The 24,852-nt window shown below is 74.3% G+C and carries 16 protein-coding genes; 7 read left to right on the plus strand and 9 right to left on the minus strand.

Annotated features, from left to right (window positions below):
* Positions 1-163: 163 nt before the first annotated feature.
* The 5 genes from IO39_RS16415 to IO39_RS16435 are packed head-to-tail and all read left to right on the plus strand — an operon-like array spanning position 164 to position 13,032.
* Positions 164-8,356, plus strand: coding sequence for a type I polyketide synthase (locus IO39_RS16415; RefSeq protein WP_084772954.1), 8,193 nt, complete (start codon positions 164-166; stop codon positions 8,354-8,356).
* On the plus strand, positions 8,353-9,372 hold the full coding sequence (locus tag IO39_RS16420; RefSeq protein ID WP_043622914.1) for a 3-oxoacyl-ACP synthase III family protein: 1,020 nt from the start codon (positions 8,353-8,355) through the stop codon (positions 9,370-9,372). Before IO39_RS16415 ends, IO39_RS16420 begins: the two co-directional genes overlap by 4 nt.
* Positions 9,369-11,126: a fatty acid CoA ligase family protein gene (locus tag IO39_RS16425; protein ID WP_084772982.1), complete on the plus strand. Its 1,758-nt coding sequence runs from the start codon at positions 9,369-9,371 to the stop codon at positions 11,124-11,126. The genes IO39_RS16420 and IO39_RS16425 overlap by 4 nt, the downstream gene beginning before the upstream one ends.
* Positions 11,123-12,118, plus strand: coding sequence for an NAD-dependent epimerase/dehydratase family protein (locus IO39_RS16430; RefSeq protein ID WP_043622918.1), 996 nt, complete (start codon positions 11,123-11,125; stop codon positions 12,116-12,118). The genes IO39_RS16425 and IO39_RS16430 overlap by 4 nt, the downstream gene beginning before the upstream one ends.
* Positions 12,115-13,032 (plus strand): alpha/beta fold hydrolase, encoded by a 918-nt coding sequence (locus IO39_RS16435; RefSeq protein WP_043622920.1) that lies wholly within the window; start codon positions 12,115-12,117, stop codon positions 13,030-13,032. The genes IO39_RS16430 and IO39_RS16435 overlap by 4 nt, the downstream gene beginning before the upstream one ends.
* 98 nt (positions 13,033-13,130) lie before the next feature.
* On the opposite strand, the gene IO39_RS16440 is transcribed toward IO39_RS16435, so the two are convergent.
* The 5 genes from IO39_RS16440 to IO39_RS16460 all read right to left on the minus strand — a co-directional run bounded on the left by IO39_RS16440 (position 13,131) and on the right by IO39_RS16460 (position 17,647).
* The gene (locus tag IO39_RS16440; protein WP_043622923.1) at positions 13,131-13,955 is read right to left on the minus strand and encodes a class I SAM-dependent methyltransferase; all 825 of its coding nucleotides are present in this window, start codon (positions 13,953-13,955) and stop codon (positions 13,131-13,133) included.
* A 187-nt stretch (positions 13,956-14,142) separates the two neighbouring features.
* Complete coding sequence (locus IO39_RS16445) at positions 14,143-15,261, minus strand: L-dopachrome tautomerase-related protein (protein ID WP_043622926.1); 1,119 nt, start codon at positions 15,259-15,261, stop codon at positions 14,143-14,145.
* Positions 15,262-15,481: 220 nt separating this feature from the next.
* A complete protein-coding gene (locus IO39_RS16450; protein ID WP_043622929.1) occupies positions 15,482-15,673 on the minus strand; it encodes a hypothetical protein in 192 nt (63 codons plus the stop codon).
* 88 nt (positions 15,674-15,761) lie between these two features.
* Complete coding sequence (locus IO39_RS16455; RefSeq protein ID WP_043622932.1) at positions 15,762-16,406, minus strand: LuxR C-terminal-related transcriptional regulator; 645 nt, start codon at positions 16,404-16,406, stop codon at positions 15,762-15,764.
* Positions 16,394-17,647, minus strand: a complete 1,254-nt coding sequence (locus tag IO39_RS16460; RefSeq protein WP_052422972.1) for a sensor histidine kinase — start codon at positions 17,645-17,647, stop codon at positions 16,394-16,396. Before IO39_RS16460 ends, IO39_RS16455 begins: the two co-directional genes overlap by 13 nt.
* Before the next feature lie 173 nt (positions 17,648-17,820).
* Here IO39_RS16460 and IO39_RS16470 point away from each other — a divergent pair, with 173 nt between their 5' ends.
* Positions 17,821-19,407: an alpha/beta fold hydrolase gene (locus IO39_RS16470; protein WP_157548420.1), complete on the plus strand. Its 1,587-nt coding sequence runs from the start codon at positions 17,821-17,823 to the stop codon at positions 19,405-19,407.
* Positions 19,408-19,453: 46 nt separating this feature from the next.
* On the opposite strand, the gene IO39_RS16475 is transcribed toward IO39_RS16470, so the two are convergent.
* The 4 genes from IO39_RS16475 to IO39_RS16490 all read right to left on the minus strand — a co-directional run bounded on the left by IO39_RS16475 (position 19,454) and on the right by IO39_RS16490 (position 24,200).
* Entirely contained in the window at positions 19,454-19,915 is a 462-nt protein-coding gene (locus IO39_RS16475; RefSeq protein WP_043622942.1) for an SRPBCC family protein, read from the minus strand.
* A gap of 31 nt (positions 19,916-19,946) precedes the next feature.
* The gene (locus tag IO39_RS16480; RefSeq protein ID WP_052422974.1) at positions 19,947-20,906 is read right to left on the minus strand and encodes an NAD(P)H-dependent flavin oxidoreductase; all 960 of its coding nucleotides are present in this window, start codon (positions 20,904-20,906) and stop codon (positions 19,947-19,949) included.
* Between the two features lie 245 nt (positions 20,907-21,151).
* A complete protein-coding gene (locus IO39_RS16485) occupies positions 21,152-22,579 on the minus strand; it encodes an NF041680 family putative transposase (protein ID WP_245641998.1) in 1,428 nt (475 codons plus the stop codon).
* A 232-nt stretch (positions 22,580-22,811) separates the two neighbouring features.
* Complete coding sequence (locus IO39_RS16490) at positions 22,812-24,200, minus strand: glycosyltransferase (RefSeq protein WP_342671420.1); 1,389 nt, start codon at positions 24,198-24,200, stop codon at positions 22,812-22,814.
* On the opposite strand from IO39_RS16490, the gene IO39_RS16495 reads away from it, so the two are divergent.
* Positions 24,121-24,711: a TetR/AcrR family transcriptional regulator gene (locus tag IO39_RS16495; RefSeq protein ID WP_043622945.1), complete on the plus strand. Its 591-nt coding sequence runs from the start codon at positions 24,121-24,123 to the stop codon at positions 24,709-24,711. The two genes, IO39_RS16490 and IO39_RS16495, sit on opposite strands and share 80 nt — an antisense overlap.
* The last annotated feature ends 141 nt before the right edge of the window (positions 24,712-24,852 follow it).

Below are 24,852 nucleotides of genomic sequence, written 5' to 3' on the forward strand. Positions count from 1 at the left end.
CCAGGAGAGCAGAGCCGCCCGCTTCCGCGTCTACCTCACCTCTCACACCAGGCCCCCTTACCTCCGCAGGAGACTTCCTTTCCACCCGTGACAGCCCATAGTAACTTCAAGACTACGTAAAGCTATGGTTGCGTGAAGGAAGGAGCGACCGAGAGGCGACAGCATGCGTGATGCTGAGGCAGACCACCGCCGGACCGCAGCGGAAGAGACCGGCCGTCCCCGGCCCGGGCAGCCCGTGGCCATCGTGGGCACGGGCTGCCGGCTTCCCGGCGGCATCATGAGTCTGGAGGCGCTGTGGAGCGCCTTGATCCGCGGTGACGACCTCGTCAGCACGGTGCCGCCGGACCGGTTCGAGACCGACCGGTACGTCGATGAGAGCATCCCGAGGCCGAACCGGAGCTACACCCGCGCGGGCGGCTTCCTCGACGACGTCGCCACCTTCGACGCCGCCTACTTCGGGATCACGCCGAAGGAGGCCGTCGCGATGGACCCCCAGCAGCGGCTGATGCTGGAGATGGCGGCCGAGGCCTTCGACGACGCCGGCATCGACCCGGCGCGCCTGGCCGGCAGCGACACCGGGGTGTTCGTCGGCGTGTCCGACCCCTCGTACGGCGCGTTGCAGGCGATGGAGCCCGGCGCGGTCGGCCCGTACACGATGTCGGGCTCGACGCTGTCGATCGTGGCCAACCGGCTGTCGCACGCCTTCGACCTGCGCGGGCCGAGCATGTCCATCGACACCGCGTGCTCGTCCTCGCTGCAGGCGGTCGAGCGGGCCTACCGGGCGCTGATCGACGGGTCCTGCCGGACGGCGCTGGCCGGCGGGATCAACGTGCTGCTCGGCCCCATGGGCTTCATCGGGTTCAGCCAGGCGTCGATGTTGTCGCCGACGGGCCGGTGCCGGGCCTTCTCCGCCGACGCCGACGGGTTCGTCCGCGCGGAGGGCGGCGGCGTGGTCGTGCTCAAGCGGCTGGCCGACGCGCTCGCCGACGGCGACCGGGTGCACGGCGTGATCATCGGTGCCGCCGCCAACAACGACGGCCACACGATGGGGCTCGCGCTGCCCAACGCCGAGGCGCAGGAGGCGCTGCTGCGGCAGGTGTACGACACGTGCGGCATCAGCCCGGACGAGGTGGCGTACGTGGAGGCGCACGGCACCGGCACACAGGTGGGCGACCCGGCCGAATGCCGGGCGCTGGGGCGGGCGCTGGGCATGCGCCGGGCCGGCAGGCTGCCGATCGGGTCGGTCAAGACCAACGTCGGGCACCTGGAGCCGGCCTCCGGCATGCCGGGGCTGTTCAAGGCCCTGCTGGTGCTGCGGCACCGGACGATCCCGCCCTCGCTGCACGCCGCATCGCTCAATCCGGACATCGACTTCGACGGGCTCGGGCTCAGCGTCGCGACCCGGGCCCGGGCGCTGCCCGAGGTGAGCGGGCGGATCGTGGTGGGAGTGAACTCCTTCGGATTCGGCGGCGCGAACGTCCACGTGGCCCTCGCCCCCGCGCCCGGGGAGATCCCCGCCCGCCCCTCCCCCGGCCGTCAGCACAATCAGGTCATCTCCGCACGTCCTGCCGGCCCGCTCCAGGAAGCTCACCCGCCGACCGAACCGGCGGGCCAGGAGACTCACCCTCCGGCCGAACCGGCGAGCCAGGAACCTCGCCCTCCGGCCGGACCGGCGGCCCAGGAGACACAGCCGTCGTCCGGATCGGCGGGTCAGGAGGCGGGTGAGCTGCCGTTCGTGGTTTCGGCGCGCAGCCCGGCGGCGCTGGCCGAGGCCGTGGCCCGTGCCGCCGAGCACCTGAAGTCCGTGGACGAGCACGACTTCTACCACGTGGCCTACACCGCCACCCGGCGGCGCGCTCTTCATCCGCATCGCGCCGTGGTGCTGGCCCCGTCCGCGGCCGAGGCCGCCGCCGGTCTGTCCGGCCTGCGCACCGGCGCCCCGGACCAAGCGGTCACCTCCCCAGGCCGGCAGGCCGCCCCGGATCAGGCGGCGGTGTCCGCCAACGGGCACGGCTCCCTGGACCGGACGGCCGTCGCCGCCGCAAGCCGCACCGCCTTGGGGCAGGCGGCCGACGTGGCAGGGGCAGTGGCCGGAGAGGCGATGGCCCACGGCCGGGTGGCGCTGGTGTTCTGCGGCAACGGATCGCAGTGGGCGGGGATGGGCGCCGACCTGCTGGCCGACGCGACCTTCCGGGCGGTCGTCGAGGAGCTGGACGCCGAGCTGACGCCCAGGCTGGGCTGGTCGGTGTCGAAGGAGCTGGCCGCGCCGCCGGACCAGTGGCGGCTGTCGGAGACCGACATCGCTCAGCCCTTGCTGTTCACCGTCCAGGCCGGCCTGGTGGAACTGCTCGCCGCGGCGGGCGTGCGGCCGGGCGCGGTGCTGGGCCACAGCGTGGGCGAGGTGGCCGCCGCCTACGCCTGCGGAGCGCTGTCGCTGAGCCAGGCGGCCCAGGTGATCGCCGAACGCGGCCGGGCGCAGGCGGCGACCCGCGGACAGGGCCGCATGGCCGCGGTCGGGTTGCCGGAGACGGCGGCCGTGCAGGTCCTGGCCGGCCATCCGCTGCTGGAGATCGCGGCCGTGAACTCCGACCGGGACGTGACGGTGAGCGGGCCGCAGGAGTCGCTGCGCCTGCTGGGCGAGAGCCTGGCCGCACGGGAGGTGTTCTTCCGCGAGCTGAACGTGGACTACCCCTTCCACAGCGCCGCCATGGACGGCGTGCGCGAAGGGCTGTGCGGGGCGCTGGCGGACCTGCGGCCGTCGCGGGCGCGGATCCCGATGATCTCCACGGTGACGGGCGACGTCCTGACCGGTGAGGAGCTGGACGCGGAGTACTGGTGGCAGAACGTACGCCGTCCGGTGCGTTTCGCGGCCGCGGCGGAGCGGGCGCTCGCCGACGCGTTCGACGTGCTGGTGGAGGTCGGCCCCCACCCGGTGCTGCAGTCCTACCTGCGCCGGACCTCCGGCGCGAGCCGCGTGCGCGCGGCCGTCATCCCCACGCTGCGACGCCCCGAGCAGGGCCGGTCAGCGGACGCGACGCCGGCCGCGGTGGGCGGCCCCTCGGTGGGTGGTCCCTCGGTGGGCGGCCCCTCGGTGGCGCAGCCGGGGGTGCGCGCGGTGCGGCGCGCGGTCGCCCGGATCATCGCCGCCGGAGCCGAGATCGACTGGGACCGCTATTTTCCCCGCCGCGGCGAGGTGCGGACGCTGCCGGCGTATCCGTGGCAGCGGCAGCGGCACTGGATCGGCACTCCGCTCTCCTGGACGCGCACGATCGGTGATCCGTCGATCCGGCATCCGCTGCTCGGCCAGCGGCTGCCGATGCTCGCCCCCACCTGGTACGGCGAGCTGAACCAGGTGCGGGCGCCCTGGATCACCGAACACCGGACGGGCGGGGTGGCGGTGATGCCCGCGACCGGCTACGTGGAGATGGCCCTGGCCGCCGGCCGGCTGGCGATACCGGAGGCCGGCGAGGCGGTCGAGGTCGACCAGATGGCCATCACCCGGGCTCTGGCGGTGCCGGGGCCGAGCGCGGAACAGGCGTGCGTACAGACGTCGCTGTGGCCCGAGACGGGCCTGCTCACGGTGGCCAGCACGACGCTGGGCGGGCAGCATCCGCGCGAGCACGCCCGGGCACGGGTACGCCCGCTGCTGCGCCCGGCCCCGCCACCGCTGGACGTGGCGGAACTGCGCGCCCGCGTCGCCACGCCCGTGGACGTGGCCGACTACTACGCGCGGGCCGCCGAGGGGCGCATGGTGTGGGGGCCGGAGTTCCAGGTCCTGACCGGTCTGTGGACGGCCGAGAGCGAAGTGCTGGCCACCTACGCCTGCCCGCAGCAGCGCGACGAGCGCTACCAGGCCCATCCGGTGCTGCTGGACAGCGGGCTGCAGGCAGGGGTGGTGCGGCTGGTGGAGGCGCTGCGGTCGGGCACCGGCTACATGCCCGCGGCGATCGGGGCGGTCCGGCTGTGGTCCCGGCCGGAGCCGGAGGGCCTGCTTCACGTACGCGAGACCTCCGGCAGCTTCGAGGAGGTCTGCTGGGACATCACGGTCGCCGACGGCGACGGACGGGTGGCGGCCGAGCTGACGGGCGTCAGGCTGCGCCGGATTCCCGGCGTCCACGCCACACCCGTCAGCCGGTACCACGTCGAGCTGCGGGCGGCGCCCCGGCCCGGCGAGCCGGTGGGAGCATGGCCGGCGCCCGATCCGGAAAGGCTCCTGGCGGGGGCCGCCGAGCGGCTCGCCACCCTGCGGGCGGCCTGGCGGGAGGTCGGTCACGGCGACTACACGGCACGGCTGGAGGAGACCTTCGCCCGCGCGCTGGCCACGGCGCTGATGCGGCCGACCCACGCCGAAGGGGATGAGGAGGCCGAGGCCACGGGGCACGACGCGCGCCACCTCACCACCGATGACCTGCCGGCCACCTGCGCGCAGCCGCACCACCGGCGCATGCTGCAGGCGGCGCTGCCGCTCCTGGAACGGCACGGCCTGCTCGAACGCCTCGGCGAGCACGAGGTGCGGCTCGCCGCGCCCGGCGGGAACCCGGCCGAGGCGCTGCGCGACCTGTTCGCCGGGACCCCGTTCACGGCTCAGACGGCGCTGGCGGCGCGGGCCTGCCTGCACCTGCCCCGGCTGTTGCGCGGCGAGGTGACGGCGGCCGACGTGCTCACCTCCGGCGGCGCCGCCGAGCTGCTGGACCAGGTGCACGACATCGGGCCGATCAGCCTGTTCGCCAACCGGACCGCCCGGGCGCTGGTGGAGCAGATCGTCCGGCAGTGGCCCGCCGACCGGCCGCTGCGCATCCTGGAGGTGGGGGCGGGAACGGGCGGCACCACCGCGTCGCTGCTGCCGGTCCTGCCCGCCGACCGCACCCGCTACACGATCACCGACGCCGCCGAACCGGCGCTGGCCCAGCTCCGGCAACGCTTCTCCGGCGTGGACTTCGTCGAGTACGGCCTCCTCGACCTGAACGACGTCCCGAACGGCGAGCTGAACGGCGACGTGACCGGCGACGTGACCGGCGACGTGACCGGCGCCCCGAACGCCGCCGCGAACGCCGACCCGAACGCCGACCCGAGCGGCGACCTGACCGGGCACCTCACCGGCGGCTACGACCTGGTGGTGGCCGCCGGGTGCGTGCACCTGGCCCGAGACGTGACCGCCGCGCTGCGCAGGCTGGCCACCCTGCTCGGGCCCGGCGGCAAGCTCCTGATCGCCGAGCCGCACCGGGTGGAGGCCCTGCTGCCCTTCGCCGGCCTGATGCCGGAGTTCTGGGACTTCACCGACGTCGACGTCCGGCCGGTCTCGCCGCTGCTGTCGCGGCGGGGTTGGTCGCAGGTGCTGACCGCGACCGGCTACACCGACATCGTGCAGGCGGGCCTGGAGAGCGATCCTGACGCCGAGGAGTTCTCCGTGCTGCTGGCCACCGCCCCCACCACCGTCTCGGCACGTCCCGAGCAGGCATCACCCGATGCGGCCGGCACCGGCACCTGGATCATCCTCGCCGAGGACGATCGGGACGCTCTGCCCGCCGCGCTGGCCACGTCACTGGAAAGCCACGGGGCGCACGTGAGCGTGTCGCCCTTCAGCGACGACCCGGCCGGCTTGACCGCGCGGATACACGCGTCAACCGACGGAGTCACGCTCACGATCGTCCTCGGCGACGCGTGCGACGCAGCACCGTCCTCGCCCGCGACCGAGACGATCGCCGCAGCACCCTCCGAACCCGCCACCCAGACGATCGCCGCAGCACCCTCCGAACCCGCCACCCAGACGATCGCCGCAGCACCCTCCGAACCCGCCACCCAGACGATCGCCGCGGCACCGTCCGGGCCTGTGACCGAGGCGGTCGTCGAGCAGGTCACCCGGCGGGCCGCCCTGCTGCGCGCGGTCTCCCTGGCCTGTGAGGAGCTGCCCCCCGATGCGCGGATCACCTTGTGGCTGGTCAGCCGGCCCAGTGGCGCGCTCCCGGAGCCCGGCCTCGCGGGCGGGCCCGTCCATCCGCAGGACGCGGCCACCTGGGGGACCGCGCGTTCGCTGGCCAACGAGCAGCCCCGGATCGACCTGCGGCGGCTGTGCCTGCACCGGACCGGCAGCGACGAGACCGACGCGGCGCGGCTGACGGCCGAGCTCCTGACCCCCGGCGAGGAGGACGAGCTCCTGCTGACCCGGCGGGGCCGTTTCGTCCCGCGCCTGGTGGAGACGCCCGCCCCCGCCGTCCCGGCGTCCGCCGGTGCCACGGAGCCGGACGCCTTCCGGCTGGCCGTGTCCGACCCCGGCCTGTCGTACAAGCTGGGCTGGGAACAGGCGGAGATGCCCGCGCCGGGCCCGGGACAGGCGCTGGTCGAGGTGCGGGCGATCGGGCTGAACTTCCGCGACGTGATGTTCGTGGTGAACCTGCTGCCGGCCGAGGCGGTCGAGGCCGTCTTCGGCGGCCACGAACTGGGCCTGGAATGCGCCGGCACCGTCGTCGCCGTCGGGCCGGAGGTCACCCGGGTCAAGCCCGGTGACCGGGTGGCGGCGCCGGGGCCCGTCGGGTTCGGCAGCCACGCCCTGATCGACGCGAGCGTGGCCGGCCACATCCCGGACGGGATGACGTTCGCCCAGGCCACCACCCTGCCCATGGCCTGCTCCACCGTCTACCACGCGCTGCACAACTGTGCCCGCCTCAAGCCCGGGGAGAGCGTGCTGGTCCACGGCGGTGCGGGCGGTGTCGGGCTGGCCGCGCTGGAGTACGCGCGGCTGACCGGCGCACGCGTGATCGCCACGGCCGGCAGCCCCGCCAAACGCGACCTGCTGCGCGCGCTCGGCGCCGACCACGTGCTCGACTCGCGCAGCCTGCGCTTCGCCGAGCAGGTCAGGCAGCTGACCGGAGGCCGTGGCGTGGACGTCGTGCTGAACTCGCTGGCGGGCGAGGCCATCAGCCGCGGCCTGGAGTGTCTGGGGCACGGTGGCCGCTTCGTGGAGCTGGGCAAACGTGACATCTACCAGAGCGGGCACCTGCCGTTGCGGCCCTTCGGCGACAACATCTCCTTCTTCGGGGTCGACGTCGGCACGCTGCTGTGGAAGAACCCGGCCGTGGTCGCCGAAGGCAGGGTGGCGGGCTCCCTCCTGGACCGCCTGCGCCCGCTGCCGCACACGGTGTATCCCGCCGAGCGCGTCGCCGACGCCTTCGCGCTGATGCGGCACTCCCGGCACGTCGGGAAGGTGGTCGTCTCCCTCGATCCGCGCGACGAGCCGGTCATGGTGCGGACGCGGCCGGTCCCGCCGGGCCGCGGCTCCGGCGGCACGTACCTGATCACGGGCGGGCTGACCGGGTTCGGCGCGGCCACCGCCCGTCACCTCGCCCGCGCCGGGGTCCGGCGCCTGGCGCTCGTCGGCCGCCGCGGCGCGGACACCCCCGAGGCGCCCGCGCTGCTGGCGGAGCTGGCGGCGCTCGGGGCGCGGGCCCGCGCGTACGCCGCGGACGTCGCCGACCGCGACGCCATGCGCGAGATCCTGCGCGAGCTGGACGCCGGCGGCCACCTGGTGCGCGGGGTCGTGCACGCCGCCATGCACCTCGACGACGGGGCGCTGGCCGACCTGTCCGACGACCGGATCAGGGCCGTGCTGCGCCCCAAGATCGCCGGCGCCCTGGTCCTCGACGAGCTCACCGCCGGCCTGCCCCTGGAGGCGTTCATCCTGTACTCGTCGCTGACCACGATCGGCAACATCGGCCAGGCGCCCTACGTGTCGGCCAACCTGTTCCTGGAGGCGCTGGCCCGCCGGCGCAGGGCGCAGGGCCGGCCGGCGCTGGCGGTCTGCCTGGGCGCGCTCGCCGGCACCGGCGTCCTGGCCCACGGCACCCAGGCCGAGGCCCTGGCCAAGCTCGGCATCCACTCCCTGGCCACCGGCAAGGCGCTGGCCGCCGTGGACGACATGCTCGCCGAGCACGCCGACGTCGCGGCCGTGGGCCGCTGCGACTGGGCCCGCATGCGACAGCTGCTGCCCGGGCTGCGCAGGCCCTGGCTGTCGGCGGTGCTGCCGCCCGGCGCCGACCTCGACCTCGACACCGGCGACCTGCTGGCGAAGCTGGCGACGATGAGCGGCGAGGAGATGCACGCCTACGTCGCCGAACACCTCACGGCGCTGCTGTCCACCGTGCTGCTCATCCCCGCCGCCGACATCGACCCCGACCGGCGGCTGGACGAGTACGGCATGGACTCGCTCATGGCCACCGACCTGCTCGTGTCCATCCGGCACCAGTTCGGCGTGGACATCCCGCCCATGGAGCTGGCCCGCGGCGCCGGGACGATCAACGACATCACCCGTACGGCGCTGCTGCACCTCGGCCTCCAATCCGCCGCCAAGGACGCGCCATGACCGCCGTCCACTCCCGGCTGGCCGGCGTGGCCGCCCACCTGCCGCAGGCCACCATGAGCACGGCGGAGCTGGAGGACCGGCTCGCCGCGCGCAACCCCGCCCTGAAACTGCCCCGGGGCGTCATCCACAGCGGCAGCGGGGTGCGGCGGCGGCACATCGCCGCGCCGCACGAGAAGCCCTCGGACCTGGCCGTCCACGCCGCCCGGACGCTGCTCGCCGAGCAGGACCTGCGGGCGGACGACCTCGACCTGATCATCTTCGCGGCCGTGACGATGGACGTGATCGAGCCCGCGACCGCGCCTATCGTGGCGGCGAAGCTGGGCGCTGGCTGCCTGGCGTTCGACGTGCGCAACGCCTGCAACAGCGTGCTGAACGCCATCCAGGTCGCCGACGCGCTCATCGCCGCACGGCGGCACCGGCGGGTGCTGATCTGCTCCGGCGAGATGGCCACCGCGTTCATGCCGTGGACGCTGTCGGGTACGAAGGAGTTCTTCTCCTTCGCCGCCGCCTACACCGTCGGCGACGCCGGGGCCGCCCTGCTGCTGGAGGCCGCGGCGGAGCCGGGCGTGCTCGGCCACCGGTTCACCGCCTACCCGGCCGGCTGGGAGGCGGCGACCGTGCGGGCCCTGAACCTGACCACCGACCCGGAGGCCGACTGGCCGGTCATCGAGCCGCTCACGGTCAACGGCGTCGAGCTCGCCCGCAGCCTGGAGCGAACCGACCTCACCGTGCTGCCCAAGGCCATCGCCGAGCTCGGCCTGGCGTGGGACGACTTCGCGGCCATCTGCGTGCACCAGGCGTCGCTGCCCGCGCTGTGGAAGTTCTGCGAGCACGTGGGAATCCCGCCGGACAAGGTCGTCGTCACCATCGCCCAGCACGGCAACCTCATCGCCGCCACCCTGCCCGTCCAGCTCGCCCAGGCGGTCGCGGCCGGGCGGGTGCGGCGCGGCGACCTGGTCGCTCTGGTCGGGCTGGCCAGCGGGTTCAGCGCCGGCATCGTCGTGGTCAGGTGGTGACGCCGAACAGGCCCGGCGCTGCCGGGCCGGCCGGCGTCGCGGCGGGCGAGCTCCTCGCCCTCCTCGGCCATCACCTCCATGACCGGCCGGACGGCATCGCCTGCCACATCGGAGGCCGCGCGCCGCTGACCGTCGGCAACGCCCGGCTGGCGCGGACGGTGGAGGAGACCACCGCCGCCCTGGCCCTGGCCGGGGTGCGCCACGGCATGCGTGCCGTGCTGCTGGTGCACCCCGGGGTGGACCTCGTGGCGCTGGCGCTGGCACTGCTCCGGCTGGGCGCGGTGCCGGTGCTGGTCGATCCGGGCATGCCGTACGCCGCCATCCGGCGCTGTCTGGAGCGGGCCGCCCCCGAGGCGTTCATCGGCGTTCCGCTCGCCCAGGCGGCGCGGCTGGCGCTGGGCTGGGCCAGGCGCAGCAACCGCGTCACCATCACGGTGGGTCCACGCCGGTTCTGGCCGGGTCACACCCTCGCGTCGCTGCGGGCCGCCGCACGCCGCCACGCGCCGGAGCCTCCGGGCCGGCTCACGGGCGCAGGGCCGCAGGCCGCCGCACGCCGCCTTGCGCGCGAGTATCCGGCAGGAGGGCCCGCGACCGGCTCGCCGTCGTACGCGCCGGCGGCGGGCGACGTCGCCCTGATCGCCTGCACCTCCGGGTCCACCGGCCCGCCCAAGGGGGTGCCGCTGCGGCACCGCCACCTGGCCGCGCAACTGGAGCTGCTCGGCGGGCTGCGCCTCATCCGGCCGGACACATCCGTGCTGTCGACGTTCCTGCCGTTCGCGCTGGCCGCCACGGCGCTGGGAGCGACCGCCGTGATCCCCGACGTGGACCCGCGGCGGCCGATCCGCGCCGACTTCGCCGCCCTGGCCACCGACATCCTGCGCCACCGCGTGACCACCGTGTTCGCGGCCCCGGCGCTGCTGGACCGGCTGGCCCGGCACTGTGTCTCCCGGGGCGTGGTGCTCGACACGGTGGAGACCGTCGCGGTGGCGGGGGCCCCGCTGCCGCTGCCCACCCTGGAGCGGGTGCGCCGCTGCCTGCCCCGGGCGGCCCGGGTGTTGTCGGTCTACGGCGCCACCGAGTGCCTGCCGGTGGCCGCGATCGAGGGCGCCGACCTGCGCGCCGCCGCCGTCGAGCACCCGGGGACCGGCACCTGCCTGGGCCGGCCGGTGACGGGCGTGCAGGTGCGCGTCATCGGCGTCACCGACCAGGCGATCGGCCTGTGGAGCGACGAGCTCCTCGTGCCGGTCGGCACGCTGGGCGAGATCCTGGTCGCCTCCCCGGCGCTCGGCGATCCGTACCTCGACGATCCCCGCGCCACCTCCCTGGCCAGGATCGCCGACGGGAACCGGGTCTGGCACCGCATGGGCGATCTGGGCCACCTGGACGGCCACGGCAGGCTCTGGTTCGCCGGCCGCAGGTCCGAGCGCGTCCGCGCCCCTGGCGGCGACCTGTGCACCGAACACGTCGAGCCGCTGTTCGCGGCCCTGCCCGGCGTGCGCCGCACCGCCCTCGTCGGCGTCGGCCCGGCCGGCGCGCAGCGCCCGATCCTGGTGGTGGAGCGCGAGCCGGGCGCCCGGCGTGCCGGCGTCCGGGCCGCCGTCCTCGAACACGCCGCGCGCCACCCCCACAGCGCCGGCATCCAGGAGGTGCTGTTCCATCCGGGCTTTCCCGTGGACGCCCGGCACAACAGCAAGATCCGCCGCCACGTCCTCGCCGCCTGGGCCTCCCGCCGGCTGCGGGCAGGACTCCGATGAACGTCCTGGTCACCGGGGCGAGCGGATTCCTCGGCCGGGCCGTGTGCCGGCGGCTGGCCGCCCGCGGCGACACCGTGCACACCCTGCACCGCCGCCGCCACCCCGAACTGGACGCGCTCGGCCTCACCCAGCACCTGGCCGACCTTCGCGACCCGGCGGCCGTGCACGCCGCGATCTCCGCCTGCGAGGCGGTGGTGCACTGCGCCGCCCTGGCCGGTGTGCTCGGCCGCGACCGCGACTACCACGAGATCAACGTGACCGGCACGCGCAACGTGCTCGACGCGTGCGCCCGCCACGGCGCGCGCCTGATCCACATCTCCTCGCCCAGCGTCGTCCACGACGGGCGCGACCTGGAGGGGGTGGACGAAACCATCCCGTACGCGCGCAGCTTCCCCGGGGCCTATCCCCGCTCCAAAGCCCTGGCCGAACAGCTCGTCCTGGCCGCCGCCGGCCGCGGCCTGCCGGCGCTCGCGCTGCGCCCGCACCTCATCTGGGGCCCCGGCGATCCGCACTTCCTGCCCCGGTTCGCCGCCAACCGGCGCCTGCTGTGGCTACTCGGCCCGGCCGACAAGACCATCGACACCGTCTACATCGACAACGCGGCCGAGGCCTGCCTCCTCGCCCTGGACCGGCTGCGTGCCGGTTCACCGCTGAGCGGACGCGCGTACTTCATCGCCCAGGACGAGCCCTGCACGTTCGGCGCGTGGGTGAACGCCCTGCTGGCCGCCGCCGGGCACCCGCCGGTGCGGCGGCGGATGCCGCTCGGGCCGGTGAAGGCGGCGGCCGCGTTCCTGGAGCACGGCCGCACGCTCGCCCGGGCACTCGGCCTGCCCTTCGCGCCGCCGCCGATCCGGTTCCTGGTGGAGCAGGCCTCCACCGCGCACTGGTTCGACCTGTCCGCCGCCCGCCGCGACCTCGGCTACCGGCCGCGGGTGAGCACCGCCGAAGGGCTGGCCCGCCTGGCCGCCCACCTCGCGGAGGCCGGCCGATGAGCCGCTTGGAGGGATACCCGTTCCGCTCCCGCTGGTTCGTCCACTCCGCCCGGGCCGGGCTGCGCCAGCACTACGTGGACGAAGGCGAGGGCCCGCCCCTGCTGTTCGTGCACGGCAACCCCTCGTGGAGCTACCTGTGGCGGCGTCCCATCCACGCGCTGCGCGACCGCCACCGGTGCATCGCACCCGACCACATCGGCATGGGCCTGTCGGACAAGCCGGCCGCCGCCGGCTATCCTCACACGCTCGCCTCCCGCGTCGACGACCTCGACGCCCTCACGGCCCACCTCGTCGCCGAGCGGGGAGCCCCCGAGCGCGGCTGGACGCTGATCATGCACGACTGGGGCGGCCCGATCGGCATGGCCTGGGCCCGCCGCCACCCCGGCCGCGTCGCCCGGCTGGTCATCCTCAACACGGCCGCCTTCCCCAACCCGCACGGCGCCCGCGCGCGCCTGCCCCTGCGGCTCCCGCTCTGGCTGCTGCGTGACACCGCCCTCGGCGCCCGGCTGGTTCTGCGGCACAACCTCTTCGCCCGCGGCGCCACCTGGCGGCCCTTCGGCGTGCGCCGCCACATGCCCGCCTCCGTCCGCGCCGCCTTCCTCGCCCCCTACGCCCGCCCCGAGCACCGGATCGCGATCCACCGGTTCATCCGCGACATCCCCTTGCGGCCCGGTGACCCGGCCTGGCGGATCGTGTACGACACGGGGCGGGAGCTGGACCGGTTCGCGAACCGGCCGGCCCTCATCGGCTGGGGCCTGCGCGATCCCGTCTTCGACCCGGTCATGCTCACCTACTGGTGCCACGCCCTCCCGCACGCCCGCACCCACGTCTATCCCGACGCCGGCCACTACGTGCTGGAGGACGCGCACGAGCGGCTCATCCCCGAGATCAGCGACTTCCTCCACGAAGGCTGAGGTCGTCGCCCCGAGCGCGGGCGCGCCGGCACTCGGGCGGGAAGCCGGCACTCCTCGCCGGCCGCCGGCGGGCGCGGGTCGTCAGGGGGTGCGGGTCTTCAGGGGGTGCGGACGGCGGTGACGACCACCGTGGCGTAGTCGACGGTGATGCGGCCGCCCAGGGCGTCGATGGCCGCGCCGGCCCCGGCGAGCACCTCGTCCAGGGTGTCCGGCGGCAGCCGGGTCAGCAGGCCGAACGTGGGCATCAGGTCCAGCCACTCGGCCCGGGTGTAGGAGGTCTGCCAGTCGAACTGCCACTGCTCCGGCTCGCCGAAGCGGCCCACCTCGCGCAGGCCGCCGGCGGCCTTGGTGAGCAGCGGCTGGTAGGCCTGCACGGCCGTCTGACCCTCGCGCGGCGGGACGATCGGCAGGTCGGGGGCCGCCCGGCGGAGGATCTCGGTGACGACGGCGGCCACGGTGGGAGGCTGGTCGGACACGTGCCAGAACGCCGCCATCCTGCCCCCGGGACGCAGCACCTGCGCCGCCTTGGCCGCGCCGGCGACCGGGTCGACCCAGTGCCAGGCCGTCCCGGCGATGACCGCGTCGAAGGTGCGGCCGGCGGGCTCCCACGCCTCGAACGTGGCCACCTCGACCTCGGTGCCGCCGCGCCGGGTGACCTCGGCCATGCGCGCGTCGGGCTCGACCGCGAGCACCCGGCAACCGGCCTCCTGGAACTGCCGGGCCTCGATGCCGGTGCCCGCGCCGACGTCGAGGACGTCGTGGCCGGGGCTGGCGGCGATGATGCGCCGCACCATCGCGTCGGGATAGCGGGGCCGGGCCCGGTCGTAACGCTCGGCGTCCTCGCCGAACGACTCCGCCACGTGCCTGGCCTTGTGGGGTTCCTGCGGGGACGTCGGCGTCCCCGGCTGAGCTGAAGTGGGCATGCGCCCACTTTAGGAATCGGCCCTGTGCCGGTCAATCCGGTTCCGCCACCCGCGAACGGCCGGCCGGCCCGCACGCGCGGGCCCGGCGGCGCGCGAGTCAGACAACGGGCGGGCCAGACAGCGCGCGGGTCAGACAGCGCGCGGGTCCGGCGGCGAGGGCAGGCGGCGAGGGCAGGCGGCGCGGGGGTCAGGGCAGCAGGCGCACCGGGCCGGCGTCGATGGGGATGCGGTACAGCGCGTACGGATGGCGGCGCAGGTCGCGGCCGTTCTGGAACCGGGCCTGGCGGTGCAGCTGGTTGGCCGTGACGTACACGTACCCGTCGGTCACCGACAGCGTGTCCGGCCACAGCAGCCGCGGGTCGTGCACGAGGGTCTCCATCGTCCCGTCGGGATGGCGTCGCAGGACGGCGTTGTGCTCCCAGTTCGTCATGTAGACGCGGCCCGCGTCGTCGGACTCCAGCCCGTCGGCCGCCCCGCCCCGGTCCCCCTCGTACGCGACCGTGGCCGCGATCTCCTCCTCGCTGAGCGAGGGATCGGTCAGCGCGTCGGCCGAGACGCTGTAGAGGCTGCGCGACAGGAGCGGGCAGTAGTAGAGGCGGCGGCCGTCGGCGGAGATGGCGATGCCGTCGGCGCCCATGGTGACCGGCTTGGGCGGGCCGTCGGGGGGCCGTTCCATGAAGGGGCGGCCCTCGACCAGCGGCACGAAGCCGGGCGGCGTCTCCGCCTTGGTGGTGGGATCGTCGTGCAGCCGGCGCCGGGCCTGCCCGGTGGCCAGGTCCACGACGATGATGCCGTTCGGGCCCTTGTCGGAGGAGTCGGTGATGTAGGCGCACCCGCTCTCGCCCTTGCGCAGGTCGAAGCGCACGTCGTTCAGGTACGTCGTCCCCAGCGCGACGTCCGGCTGCAGGTGGACGACCTGGGCCACCGTGTCGTCGGCGAGGTCGACGCGGACCAGCTTGGGACCGCCGGGCCGGGGCGGCCGGAACAGCGGGCTGCCGGTGTCGAGGATCCACAGCCGGTCGAGCGGATCGACGACCACGCTCTGCACGGAGACCAGCCGGCCCGCCTCGTCGCCGGCCTCGCCGTTCCACCGCTCGTCGGGGTACGGCACCGCCTCCCCGTCACGCAGCTCGACCACCGTGGCGGTCACGTCGTCGCCCCACTTGGGGAAGTTGACGAAGATCCGCCCCCGGCGGGAGACCGTGACCCCGGTGGGCATCGGGCCCGCGGTGAAGGCGTGCACGAGCTCCAGCTCGCCGAACGGTTGCTCGCTCGGTTGCCCGCCGGCGCCGTTGGGAAGCGTCATCGCAGATCACCGCCGCTCGTCGTTACGGTCCTGCGACCCGCCTGCCCCGCGCGCCCACCCGGAAACCCTGGCCCGCCCGCCCCTCACCAGCCCCGGGACCGGGGCTTGACGCACGCCGGCCCGGGCTTGCCGGACCCCGCGCGCACGAGGGCGGCGTGCGGCAAAGCCGGCGCAAAGGATCCCCCGCCCGCTGCGGGACGGGGAATCCGCGCCCGGCCGGTCACAAGGGGCGCTTGGTGCCCGACTCGCCGTCGGCCAGCACCGTCACGCCCTGCGGGGTGCGGACGACGGTCGCGTCGGTGGACGCGCACGGCCCGTCGTCCGCCTGCGCCGGAACGGTGCCCAGCGCCAGCACCGCGACCAGGGCGGCGGCGGAGGCGGAAGCACGGTGGATCCAGGAACGGGTCTTCATTGAACTCTCCCAGTCGGCCGATCGTCACGGCAGTGCCGCCTCCCAGCATCGGCCCTCACCCGCCCGCCCGTCCACCCCCGGCCGGGCCTCACCCCTGGAGGTAGCGCAGCACGGCCAGCACGCGGCGGTGGTCGCCGTCGGAGGGGGCCAGGCCCAGCTTGGTGAAGATCTGGGAGACGTGCTTCTCCACCGAGCCGTACGACAGGAACAGCGTCTCGGCGATGGCGCTGTTGGACCGGCCCTGCGCCATCATGGCCAGCACCTCGCGCTCGCGCGGCGTCAGCAGCGCGAGCGCGTCGGCGCGGCCGCTGGCGCCCATGAGCTGGGTGACGACCTCCGGATCGAGCACGGTCTCCCCCGCCGCGATCCGCTCCAGCGCGGACATGAAGTCCTTGACGTCGGCCACCCGCTCCTTCAGCAGGTAGCCGATCCCCCGCGCGCCGCCGGCCAGCAACCGGGCGGCGTAGCGGGTCTCGATGTACTGCGAGAACACGAGCAGGCCCAGCTCGGGCCGGTCGCCGCGGAGCCGGATCGCGGCGCGCAGGCCCTCGTCGGTGTGGGTGGGCGGCATGCGCACGTCGACCACGGCCACGTCGGGATCGTGCTCGGCCACGGCCGCCACCAGCGCCTCGCCGTCGCCGACGGCGGCCGCCACCTCGTGGCCCCGCGTGGTGAGCAGCAGGCTCAGGCCGTCTCTGAGCACGACGGAGTCCTCGGCGATCACGATGCGCATGCGGTGTCCGTTCGGGCGCGCAGGGGCAGGTCGACGGTGACCACGGTAGGCCCTCCGGCGGGGCTGTGGATCTCCAGGACGCCGTCCACCACCCGTACGCGGTCGGTCAGGCCGCGCAGCCCCGACCCCGAGCCGGCCGCCGGGTTCGTCCGCCTGCCGAGGGCCGCGCCGCCGTCGCCGTCGTCCCAGACGCGCAGGCGCAGCCGCCCGTCCTCGGCCCGCACCCGTATCGCGGCCTGGCCCGCGCCGCTGTGCTTGGCCACGTTGGCCAGCAGCTCCGCGGTGCAGAAGAAGGCGATGGCCTCCACCGCCGGCGAGGGGCGCTCGGGCAGGTCGGCGTCGAGGTCCACGGGCAGCGGGCTGCGCGCGGCGAGCGTGGCCAGCGCGACCTCCAGGCCCTTGTCCAGGGCGGGCGGCAGGATGCCGCGGATCAGGTCGGTCAGCTCCGACAGGGTCTCCTTGGCGTTGCGGTGCGCGCTGTCGAGCAGGGCGCGGGCGCGCTCCAGGCGTTCCGGCTCGGCGGCGGCGTCCAGCTCCTCCTGGGCCATGCCGAGGGTCATGGCCAGCGCGGTCAGGCGGGCGGCCGTCCCGTCGTGCAGGTCGCGTTCGACGCGGCGCAGCACGGCGGCGGCGTCGTCCACGGCCAGCGCCCGGGTCTCCTCCAGGGTGCGGATGCGGGCCTGGCCGGGGGCGGGGCCGAGCAGCGTACGGGCCAGCAGCCGTTCCGGGGCCAGCGCGGCGTGCACCCCCCACGGGGCGAGGAGCAGCAGCCCGGCCCCGGCCAGGGCCAGGAGCAGCGCGGCCGGCCAACTGCCGGGCGCCAGGGCGGGCAAGGAGAGCGACTGCCACCACAGCGGGCAGGAGAGCAGCACCAGCCCGAGCCCCCACAGCCCGGCAACGGCGGCGAGGGCGAGCACGGCCGCGGGCAGCCGGACCAGGGCGTGGATGACGGCCCGCCAGCCGGCCACGTCGCCGAGCGCCACGCCCAGCCGGTTCACCAGCCCCCGGCCCGGGCGGTGCGGCGCGGGCGCCGGCACCGGCACGCCCGCCAGCGCCCGCGCCAGCGCCCGGTTGGCCGCGCCGAGGCGCCTGGCGCCCACGACCAGCCCCGCCAGCAGCGGCAGCCCGACGATGTTGGCCGAGGCCAGCACCGCGAACGCGACGACGAGCAGGTAGCCCAGCCCGAGGACGGCCATCAGGGCCGCGCTGAGGGCGTAGGCGAGTTCGCGCCAGATCCGCACCGGCTTGCTCCTTTCCGCTCCTCCGTCCAGCGTGCCGAGCCGGCGCCGGGACGGCCACCCGGTGCACCCCTGGGGGATGTCCGGAGGGCGGGACGGCGGAGCTTCCCTAGGCGCGCGGGCGGGGGCGCGGGCGAGGGTGGACCCATGACGCGAACAGGATGGAGGAGACGGGCATGAACGGCAAGATCACAGGCAGGATCGCGGGCGGGTTCACGGCCAGGGTCACAGGCCTTGCCGCCGGGCTGGCGCTGACGGCGCTGGCGGGCACGACGGCCGCTCCGGCGGCGGCGTCCACGCCGGCCCCGGCATCGGCCCCGGCGGCGGGCACGTCCTCAGGCCCGGGCGTGGCGGCCCCGGCATCGGCCCCGGCGGCGGGCACATCCTTAGGCCCGGGCGTGGCGGCCCCGGTGACGTGGCGGCCCTGCACGGGTGAGGGCGTCCCCGAAGACATGGAGTGCGGCTCGATCGAGGTGCCCGTGAACTGGGCCAGGCCACGCGGGAAGCAGGTCAGGCTCGACCTGGCCAGGCTGCCCGCCACCGAGCCCGCCCGCCGGATCGGCGGTGTGCTCGGCGTGCCCGGCGGGCCGGGCTCCGACGGCATCGAGGACCTCAAGCGCGCGGCCGGCGGCCTGACCGAGCTGCGCCGCCGCTTCGACCTGCTCGCCTACCGCCCCCGCACCTCCGTCTGGGCGGCGAGCTCGCCGGCGTCGTGCGCGCGGCCGGGGGCGACGCTGTACGAGCCGCGCCACCGCAGGCAGCTCGAAGCCCTGGCCGCGACGATGCGCAAGGCGTTCGAGCGGTGCCGGGACGACGACCGCACCGGCCTGTTCTCCCACCTGGACTCCCTGTCCGTCGCCCGGGACATGGACGCCGTCCGCCGGGCGCTGGGCGAGGAGCGGCTGAGCTTCATGGCCAACTCGTACGGCGGGGTGGCCGCGGCGGCGTACATCAGGCTGTTCCCCCAGCGCATCCGGGCCATGTACGTGGACGGGGTGGCCAACCAGATCGAGGGCTGGCCCACGTTCAACCTGCTGACGTACGGCAACGCGCAGGAGACGCTGACGCGGTTCGGCCGCTGGTGCGCGCGGACGCCCGAATGCGCCCTGCACGGCGAGGACGCCGCGGAGGTCTGGCGGGAGCTGACCCGCGCCGCCGACCGTGAGCCGATCCCGGTCACGTCCGAGCAGTTCGGCCCGGGCGAGCTGACGGGCTGGCACCTGCGCAGCTTCGGCTTCGGCCCTGACCCCGGCCCCGGCCACGTCCGCTGGCTGGCCTTCGCCGAGGCGGTGGACAAGGCGCGGCGCGGGGACGGGTCGGGCTTCGCCGAGCCCGTGCTCGGCAACATGCGGGTGTGGGCGATGCCCGCGATTCTCGCGATGACCTGCGGCGACCAGCGCGGCTACACCGGCTGGGCGGAGCTGCGGGACTACCGCAGGCAGATGCGCGAGATCGCGCCGGACTTCCCCTCCGTGTCGGCCGACGCGCTGGGCTGCACGGGCTGGCCCGAGCCGGTCGCCAACCCGCCCCGCCCGCTGGACGTACGCGGGGTGCCGCCGGTGCTCGGGGTCGGCACCACCGAGGGCGACCTGCCGGTGACCGAGCACTTCACGAAGATGGTGCCGGGTTCCGTGGTCGTGGGCTACGAGGGGCCGGGGCACGTGATGTACCTCCAGGGCAAGAAGTGCCCGATCGCGCACGCCACGGCGTACCTGACCGACCTGCGTCTCCCGCCTCCCGGCACCACCTGCCCCGCCGAGTGAGATCCCACGGCCCCACGGCCCCGCACCCCGCCCCGCCGCGGCCGCGTCAGGGCGGGCTTTCGGTGATCTCCTTGATGTGGGCGTTGCGCAGCAGGATGAGCCTGGTCAGGTAGCGCCGCAGCACGAGCGCGTCGGCCAGGGCGCCCAGCGGGCCGGCGGGCGCGGCGAAGTCGACGACGTCCGTCATGAGCGTGGCCTCGCCGCCGTGCGCCGGCTCGAAGGCGTGCTCGTGGCGCCAGCGCCGGAACGGGCCCGCCACCTGCTCGTCCACGAAGGACGAAGGCGGGGTGCAGGCGCTGATGGCCGAGGTCAGGTGCCAGGTGAGGCCGAAGTGCCGGGCCCGCCAGGTGACCTGGTCGCCGAGCGTGAGCTGCCCGGAGGTGACGCCCGCGACCGCCCGCTCGCCCGAGCCGCGCATGGAGGAGGCGTGCACGTCCACGGACAACGACGCGGCGAAGACGACCTGCGGGGGTGCGAGCACGAGGGTGCTCACCTCGAAACGCGACATTCCCGGATCTTAACCGTGCGGCCGGGGACCGCTACGGGGTGGTGAAGCGGGTGAGGAGCTTGGCGGCGGTGGCGAAATCGGCGACCACCTCGGCGGCGGTGCGCTGCCGCTCCACCAGGCCGACCGCCTGGCCGGCGTAGACGTAGGCGGTGTCGAAGTCGCCGGCCGCGCGGGCGTCGGCCAGCTCGGCGCGGGCCGCCTCGTCGCGGGCGAGGGCGTCCTCGCGCCCGTCCCACCGGTCGAAGAACGGGTTGCGCAGCGCCCGGCCGCCGAACTCCGGCGGCCAGGCCAGCCGCTGCGCCACGTCGAAGACCCGCCCGTACGCCGTGCCCGTCTCGGAGGCGTTCAGCACGCGGGTCCTGGCCGCCTCCGGCAGGGTCGTCTCGGCGCAGCCCAGGAAGGCGGTGCCGGCCCAGCCGCCCTCCGCGCCCGCGGCGAGCACGGCGGCCAGGCCCGCGGCCGTGGCGATGCCGCCGGCCGCCAGCACCGGGACGCGCACGGCCGCCAGCACGCCCTGCAGCAGGGGCAGCGTGGCCACCTCGGCGCGGCCGTGGCCGCCGCCCTCGCCGCCCCTGGCCACCACCACGTCCACGCCCGCCCGCTCGGCCGCGCGCGCCTCCCCGGTGGTGCCCGCCTGGGTGGCCACGGTGATCCCGGCGCGGCGCAGCGGCTCGACGTACGGGGCGAAGTCGCCGTAGCTCACCGACACCAGGGCGGGCCGGGCCGCCAGCACGGCGTCGAGCTGCTCCGGGTTGCCGGCCAGGGCCCAGGCCATCAGCCCGATCCCGTACGGCCTGCCGCTCGCGGCGGCGACGGCGGCCTGCTCGGCGATCCACGAGGCGGAGGCGCCGGCCGGCACGCCGAACATGCCCAGCCCGCCGGCCGCCGACACGGCCGCGGCCAGCCGCCCGTCGCCCACGCCCGCCATGGGCGCTCCCACCAGCGGGACGTCCACCCCGAACCGCTCGGTCAACCACGTGCGCAGCAGCATCCTCACCCCTCCTGTGAACCCACGATGCCGGTGGACCGTCCCTCAGTAAATCGTACAAATCGGTGATCTCGGGCGCTGTTCACCTCCATGCTCCTCGGGCAGCGCCCGCCGTTCGGTCGCAGGTCACCCGCACGCCCTTGACTGCCCTGACAGAAAGTCGCTTCATCCCTAAGCTTGTCATTTAAGTCCTGATCTTCGCGTTTCACGCTTTCCTCTCGAAGCGGTCGTCGCAGTAGGTAGCCGAGTCAGGCTCGACGCCGGGGCTTTGTTCCGATGCGGTGGTGAGCTGGGCGTTTGAAAACCTCGCCGGTGGCCAGGACGCGGCCGACCTCATGGCGAGGGACGGGCTTGTTTCTGGAACCCGGGGGACGGCCGCGGCCCGGGGCAGAGGGTTTGGGCGCATGCGCTGGCAGTGCCGTCTTCGTGCGGATGTTCCGGAACCCCCGCCGAACACGGGCGGGGGTGAGTCGGTCGGGATCCGCGGGCTTCTCCCATGGGCGGCGCAGGTCCTGTACCAGACCACGCGCCAGACGGAGCTGAGTGTGGACGGCGAGGATGAGCCAGGTCCAGATGTCGGCGGCTTGCGGAGCGCGGATCTTCGGTGTGGTCCAACCGAGGGTCTGCTTGAGCAGCCGGAAGGTGTGCTCCAGGTCGAATCTGCGCAGAAACGCCTGCCAGAGCCGGTCCACATCGCCGCACGTGGCATCCACCTTGGACCACCATAACCAGACCGGCTTGGGGTTGCCGCCGGAGGGCAGGTGCTCCACCTGCAGCCGGATCACCGTGCCCTCGATGATGGGCAGGTCGCCGGGGTAGTCATCCCAGGCCGAGCGCCGGGTCAGGCGCGGGTGCAGCCGGTCCCAGGCGGTCGCGATGGCGCTGCCGTAGCGGGTGGTGGCGGTGACGGTGCGAGCCTGCGGCTCCTGCCAGGTGGCGGGGTCGCCGAAGACGAACTCGGTGCCGTGCTTGGATGGCCGGCCGCCGCCAGGGTTAGCCAGGAAGAATTCCTCACGCGAGGGCGTGGCCCGGCGCAGCACCCGATCCGAGCGCATCCGTCCCAGGACCTCCACCGGCAGGTCGGCCAGCAGGAAGGCCAGGCGGGGCACGTCGTAGCCGGCGTCCACGACGATCAGGATGTCGGGTTCGCTCAAGTGGTGCTGCCCTGCCTGGATGAGCCGCTCGACCACGTCTCGCAGTTGGGCGGCGGTCACCGCAGCGACATCGGCGCCTGGCTCGAGCCGGATCGCATCCAGCAGCGCGGTCCAGGAGGTGCGGCCGGTCTCCAGCGCCGCGACGATCGAGTACGGCCAGCCAGGGATCATCACGTGCTGGTACTGGCCACGCCCGTAGGTGTGACAGAACGAGCGATCTGGGCTGGTGGCCGCGTCCGGGCGCAGCCACGGGCTGATGTCGGTGGCCAGCACCAGTCGCTCGTCGGCCGCGCGTGGCAGCGGCTGCCTGGCCAGCGTCGTACGCAAGCGTCCGACCTCGATGCGGCCGTGGTTCAGCCCGTCATACAGGGCGCCGTGACCACGCCGGTGCTCGGGCGCCAGCGCTAGATCCACCAGTGTCTTGACCGGCCCATCTGTGCACAGCACCGCCTCGGCCAGCTCGAACAGCTCATCGCCGCGCGCGGTGAGGCAGGCATAGGACTCCCGCCGGAACTTCGACAACCCTGCCAGAGGACTCTCACCAGCACCATCAGGGGCCGTATCCGTTCGGCCAGCCGTCAGACGTGCCAGAGTGGACACCACGGCCACCGCCTCTCCTCGGTTCTTCGACAACCCCGAAGATGAGCCGGTGGCCGCCCGCCTGTCAGGCGAATCAGGGTGACCTAGAAGCCACAGCCCGCTATGTGTGATAGATCCCCAATGCATGGTTGAACCGCGCCTCCAGTCCGACCTGTCACCCTGATCGGCGGTCGGGCCTGAGGGTGACCCGGAGGTGGTTCACCGCCTCGATGACGGGGGCCGCGCCGTCTTCTGCCGAGATCCGGGCCGAGAGGGCTTGGGCCCGCTGCCGATAGGCCGGGTCGGTGACCGCGGTAGTGAGCGCAGCGGCCAGCTGTGCGGGCGTCAGGCGGCGGAACGGGATCGCGGCCGGCGCCACGCCGAGTGCCATCAGCCTAGACGCCCACAATGGCTGGTCGTTCATGACCGGCACGGCCACGGCGGGCACCCCCGCCCGTACCCCGCTGGCGGTGGTGCCGCTGCCGCAGTGGTGGGCGACGGCGGACAGTTGGGGGAACAGCCAGTCGTGCGGCACGTCGCCGACCGCGAGCACGTCGTCCGAGATGTGTCCCCGCAGGCCGGTCTGCAGCACGCCGCGCAGCCCGGCCCGGCGCAGCGCGTGCACGGCAAGCTCGGTGTACTGCTCGGCCCGCGTGCCCGCCAGGCTACCGAAGCCGACGAAGACCGGTGTGGGCCCTGAGGTCAGGAAGTCGCGCAGCACAGGATCCGGCTGCCAGCCCCGCGGCCGGAGCGGCCACCAGTAACCTGTGATCTCCAAGCCCGGCCGCCAGTCGGCCGGGCGCGGCAGCACCAGCGGGCTGACCCCGTGGAAGACCTGCCAGCGCGTGCTCTCCCGGCGCCGGTAGAGGGCCCGCGCGCTCATCGGGGGCAGCCCTAGCCGGGCCCGCATCTTCGCACTCGCCCCGGTGAGCAGCGGTAACTCGAACGCGAGCCGGGCCGCCCTGCGGTTCCCCCACCGCCCGAGCGACCGGCGGAACAAGCTCATGACCGGCGGAAAGTCACCGGTGGGGTCGATCGGCTGCAAATGCACCCCCATGCTCGGCACGCCCATCGCCTCGGCGACGTGAATGCCCAGCGCGCCCGCCACGCCCAGCAGGAGCAGGTCGGCCTTCTGCTCGGCGATCCCGGTCAAGCCCTCCATGACCTGCTCGCCGTATTCCTTGAAGGCGTTGATGGAGAAGCGCCCGGTCAGCATGGGGAGGGGGTCTCCGGGAAGTGGTAGATGCTCCAGGCCCGCATCGGTCACCAACTCCGCGTACGGCTCGTGCGCGGCGATGGCCACCTGGTGCCCGGCCTCGCGTAAGCGCGCCCCCAGCCCCGTGTACGGTGCCATGTCCCCCCGTGTGCCGACCCCGACGATCAGAACCCGCATCCTCATCACCCTGTCTCGTTTATCATGCGACTGCATGATAAACGGCGGCGGCCGGTTTTTACCATGCACTCGCATGAGAAAGTGATGGAAAATGCCAAAGATCGTTGACCACGACGCCCGGCGGCGGCACATCGCCGAAGCCGTGCACCGCATCATCCACGACAAGGGCATGGAGAGCGTCAGCCTGAGGGAGGTCGCCGCCGAGGCCGGAATGTCCATGGGGACAGTGCAGTACTACGTCACAACGAAGGACCAGATGCTGCTACTGGCGCTGGAGCACTTCAGGGTCTGGATCGGGATCCGGATAACAGCCGTAACCGAGCGCCAGTCCACGCCGCTCGACCTGCTGCGAGGGACCGTGCTGGAGCTGCTACCGCTGGACGACGAGCGCAGCTACCTGAACCGCATCGGGCTGGCGTTCCAGGCGAGCTCGGTAGTGGCCGACGACCAGGCGGCGGCGATGCGGCTCGGGCTGCCGCACCTACTGTCCTTCCTCGCCGAGCAGATCAGGGCCGCCCAGGCTGCTGGGCAACTCGCCGACCACCTGGATGCCGACAAAGAGGCGAGCATCCTGCATGCCTTCGCGCAGGGCATCGTGAACGCCACCCTGGTTGGGCACTACACGCCCAAGGAGGTCGTGGCGGCGCTCGACTACCACCTGGCACGGCTCCGCGTGGGGTGATGGGCCGACCGGCGCGCAGGTGTGTCTGGCCACCGGCGAGGCCTTCAAACGCTCAGCTCACCACCGCATCATGACCAAGCCCCGGCGTCGAGCCTGACTTCGGCTACCTACTGCGACGGCCGCTTCGAGAAGAAAGCGTGG

The sequence above is a fragment of the Nonomuraea candida genome, from assembly GCF_000725485.1.
GTDB lineage: Bacteria > Actinomycetota > Actinomycetes > Streptosporangiales > Streptosporangiaceae > Nonomuraea > Nonomuraea candida.

Coding starts and splice junctions, on each gene's coding strand:
- IO39_RS16475 (WP_043622942.1), bottom strand. CDS start 19,915: ATGTCGCGTTTCGAGGTGAGCACCCTCGTGCTCGCACCCCCGCAGGTC.
- IO39_RS16430 (WP_043622918.1), top strand. CDS start 11,123: ATGAACGTCCTGGTCACCGGGGCGAGCGGATTCCTCGGCCGGGCCGTG.
- IO39_RS16435 (WP_043622920.1), top strand. CDS start 12,115: ATGAGCCGCTTGGAGGGATACCCGTTCCGCTCCCGCTGGTTCGTCCAC.
- IO39_RS16415 (WP_084772954.1), top strand. CDS start 164: ATGCGTGATGCTGAGGCAGACCACCGCCGGACCGCAGCGGAAGAGACC.
- IO39_RS16490 (WP_342671420.1), bottom strand. CDS start 24,200: ATGCCCTTGTCGTGGATGATGCGGTGCACGGCTTCGGCGATGTGCCGC.
- IO39_RS16480 (WP_052422974.1), bottom strand. CDS start 20,906: ATGCTGCTGCGCACGTGGTTGACCGAGCGGTTCGGGGTGGACGTCCCG.
- IO39_RS16440 (WP_043622923.1), bottom strand. CDS start 13,955: ATGCCCACTTCAGCTCAGCCGGGGACGCCGACGTCCCCGCAGGAACCC.
- IO39_RS16445 (WP_043622926.1), bottom strand. CDS start 15,261: ATGACGCTTCCCAACGGCGCCGGCGGGCAACCGAGCGAGCAACCGTTC.
- IO39_RS16420 (WP_043622914.1), top strand. CDS start 8,353: ATGACCGCCGTCCACTCCCGGCTGGCCGGCGTGGCCGCCCACCTGCCG.
- IO39_RS16470 (WP_157548420.1), top strand. CDS start 17,821: ATGAACGGCAAGATCACAGGCAGGATCGCGGGCGGGTTCACGGCCAGG.
- IO39_RS16450 (WP_043622929.1), bottom strand. CDS start 15,673: ATGAAGACCCGTTCCTGGATCCACCGTGCTTCCGCCTCCGCCGCCGCC.
- IO39_RS16495 (WP_043622945.1), top strand. CDS start 24,121: ATGCCAAAGATCGTTGACCACGACGCCCGGCGGCGGCACATCGCCGAA.
- IO39_RS16455 (WP_043622932.1), bottom strand. CDS start 16,406: ATGCGCATCGTGATCGCCGAGGACTCCGTCGTGCTCAGAGACGGCCTG.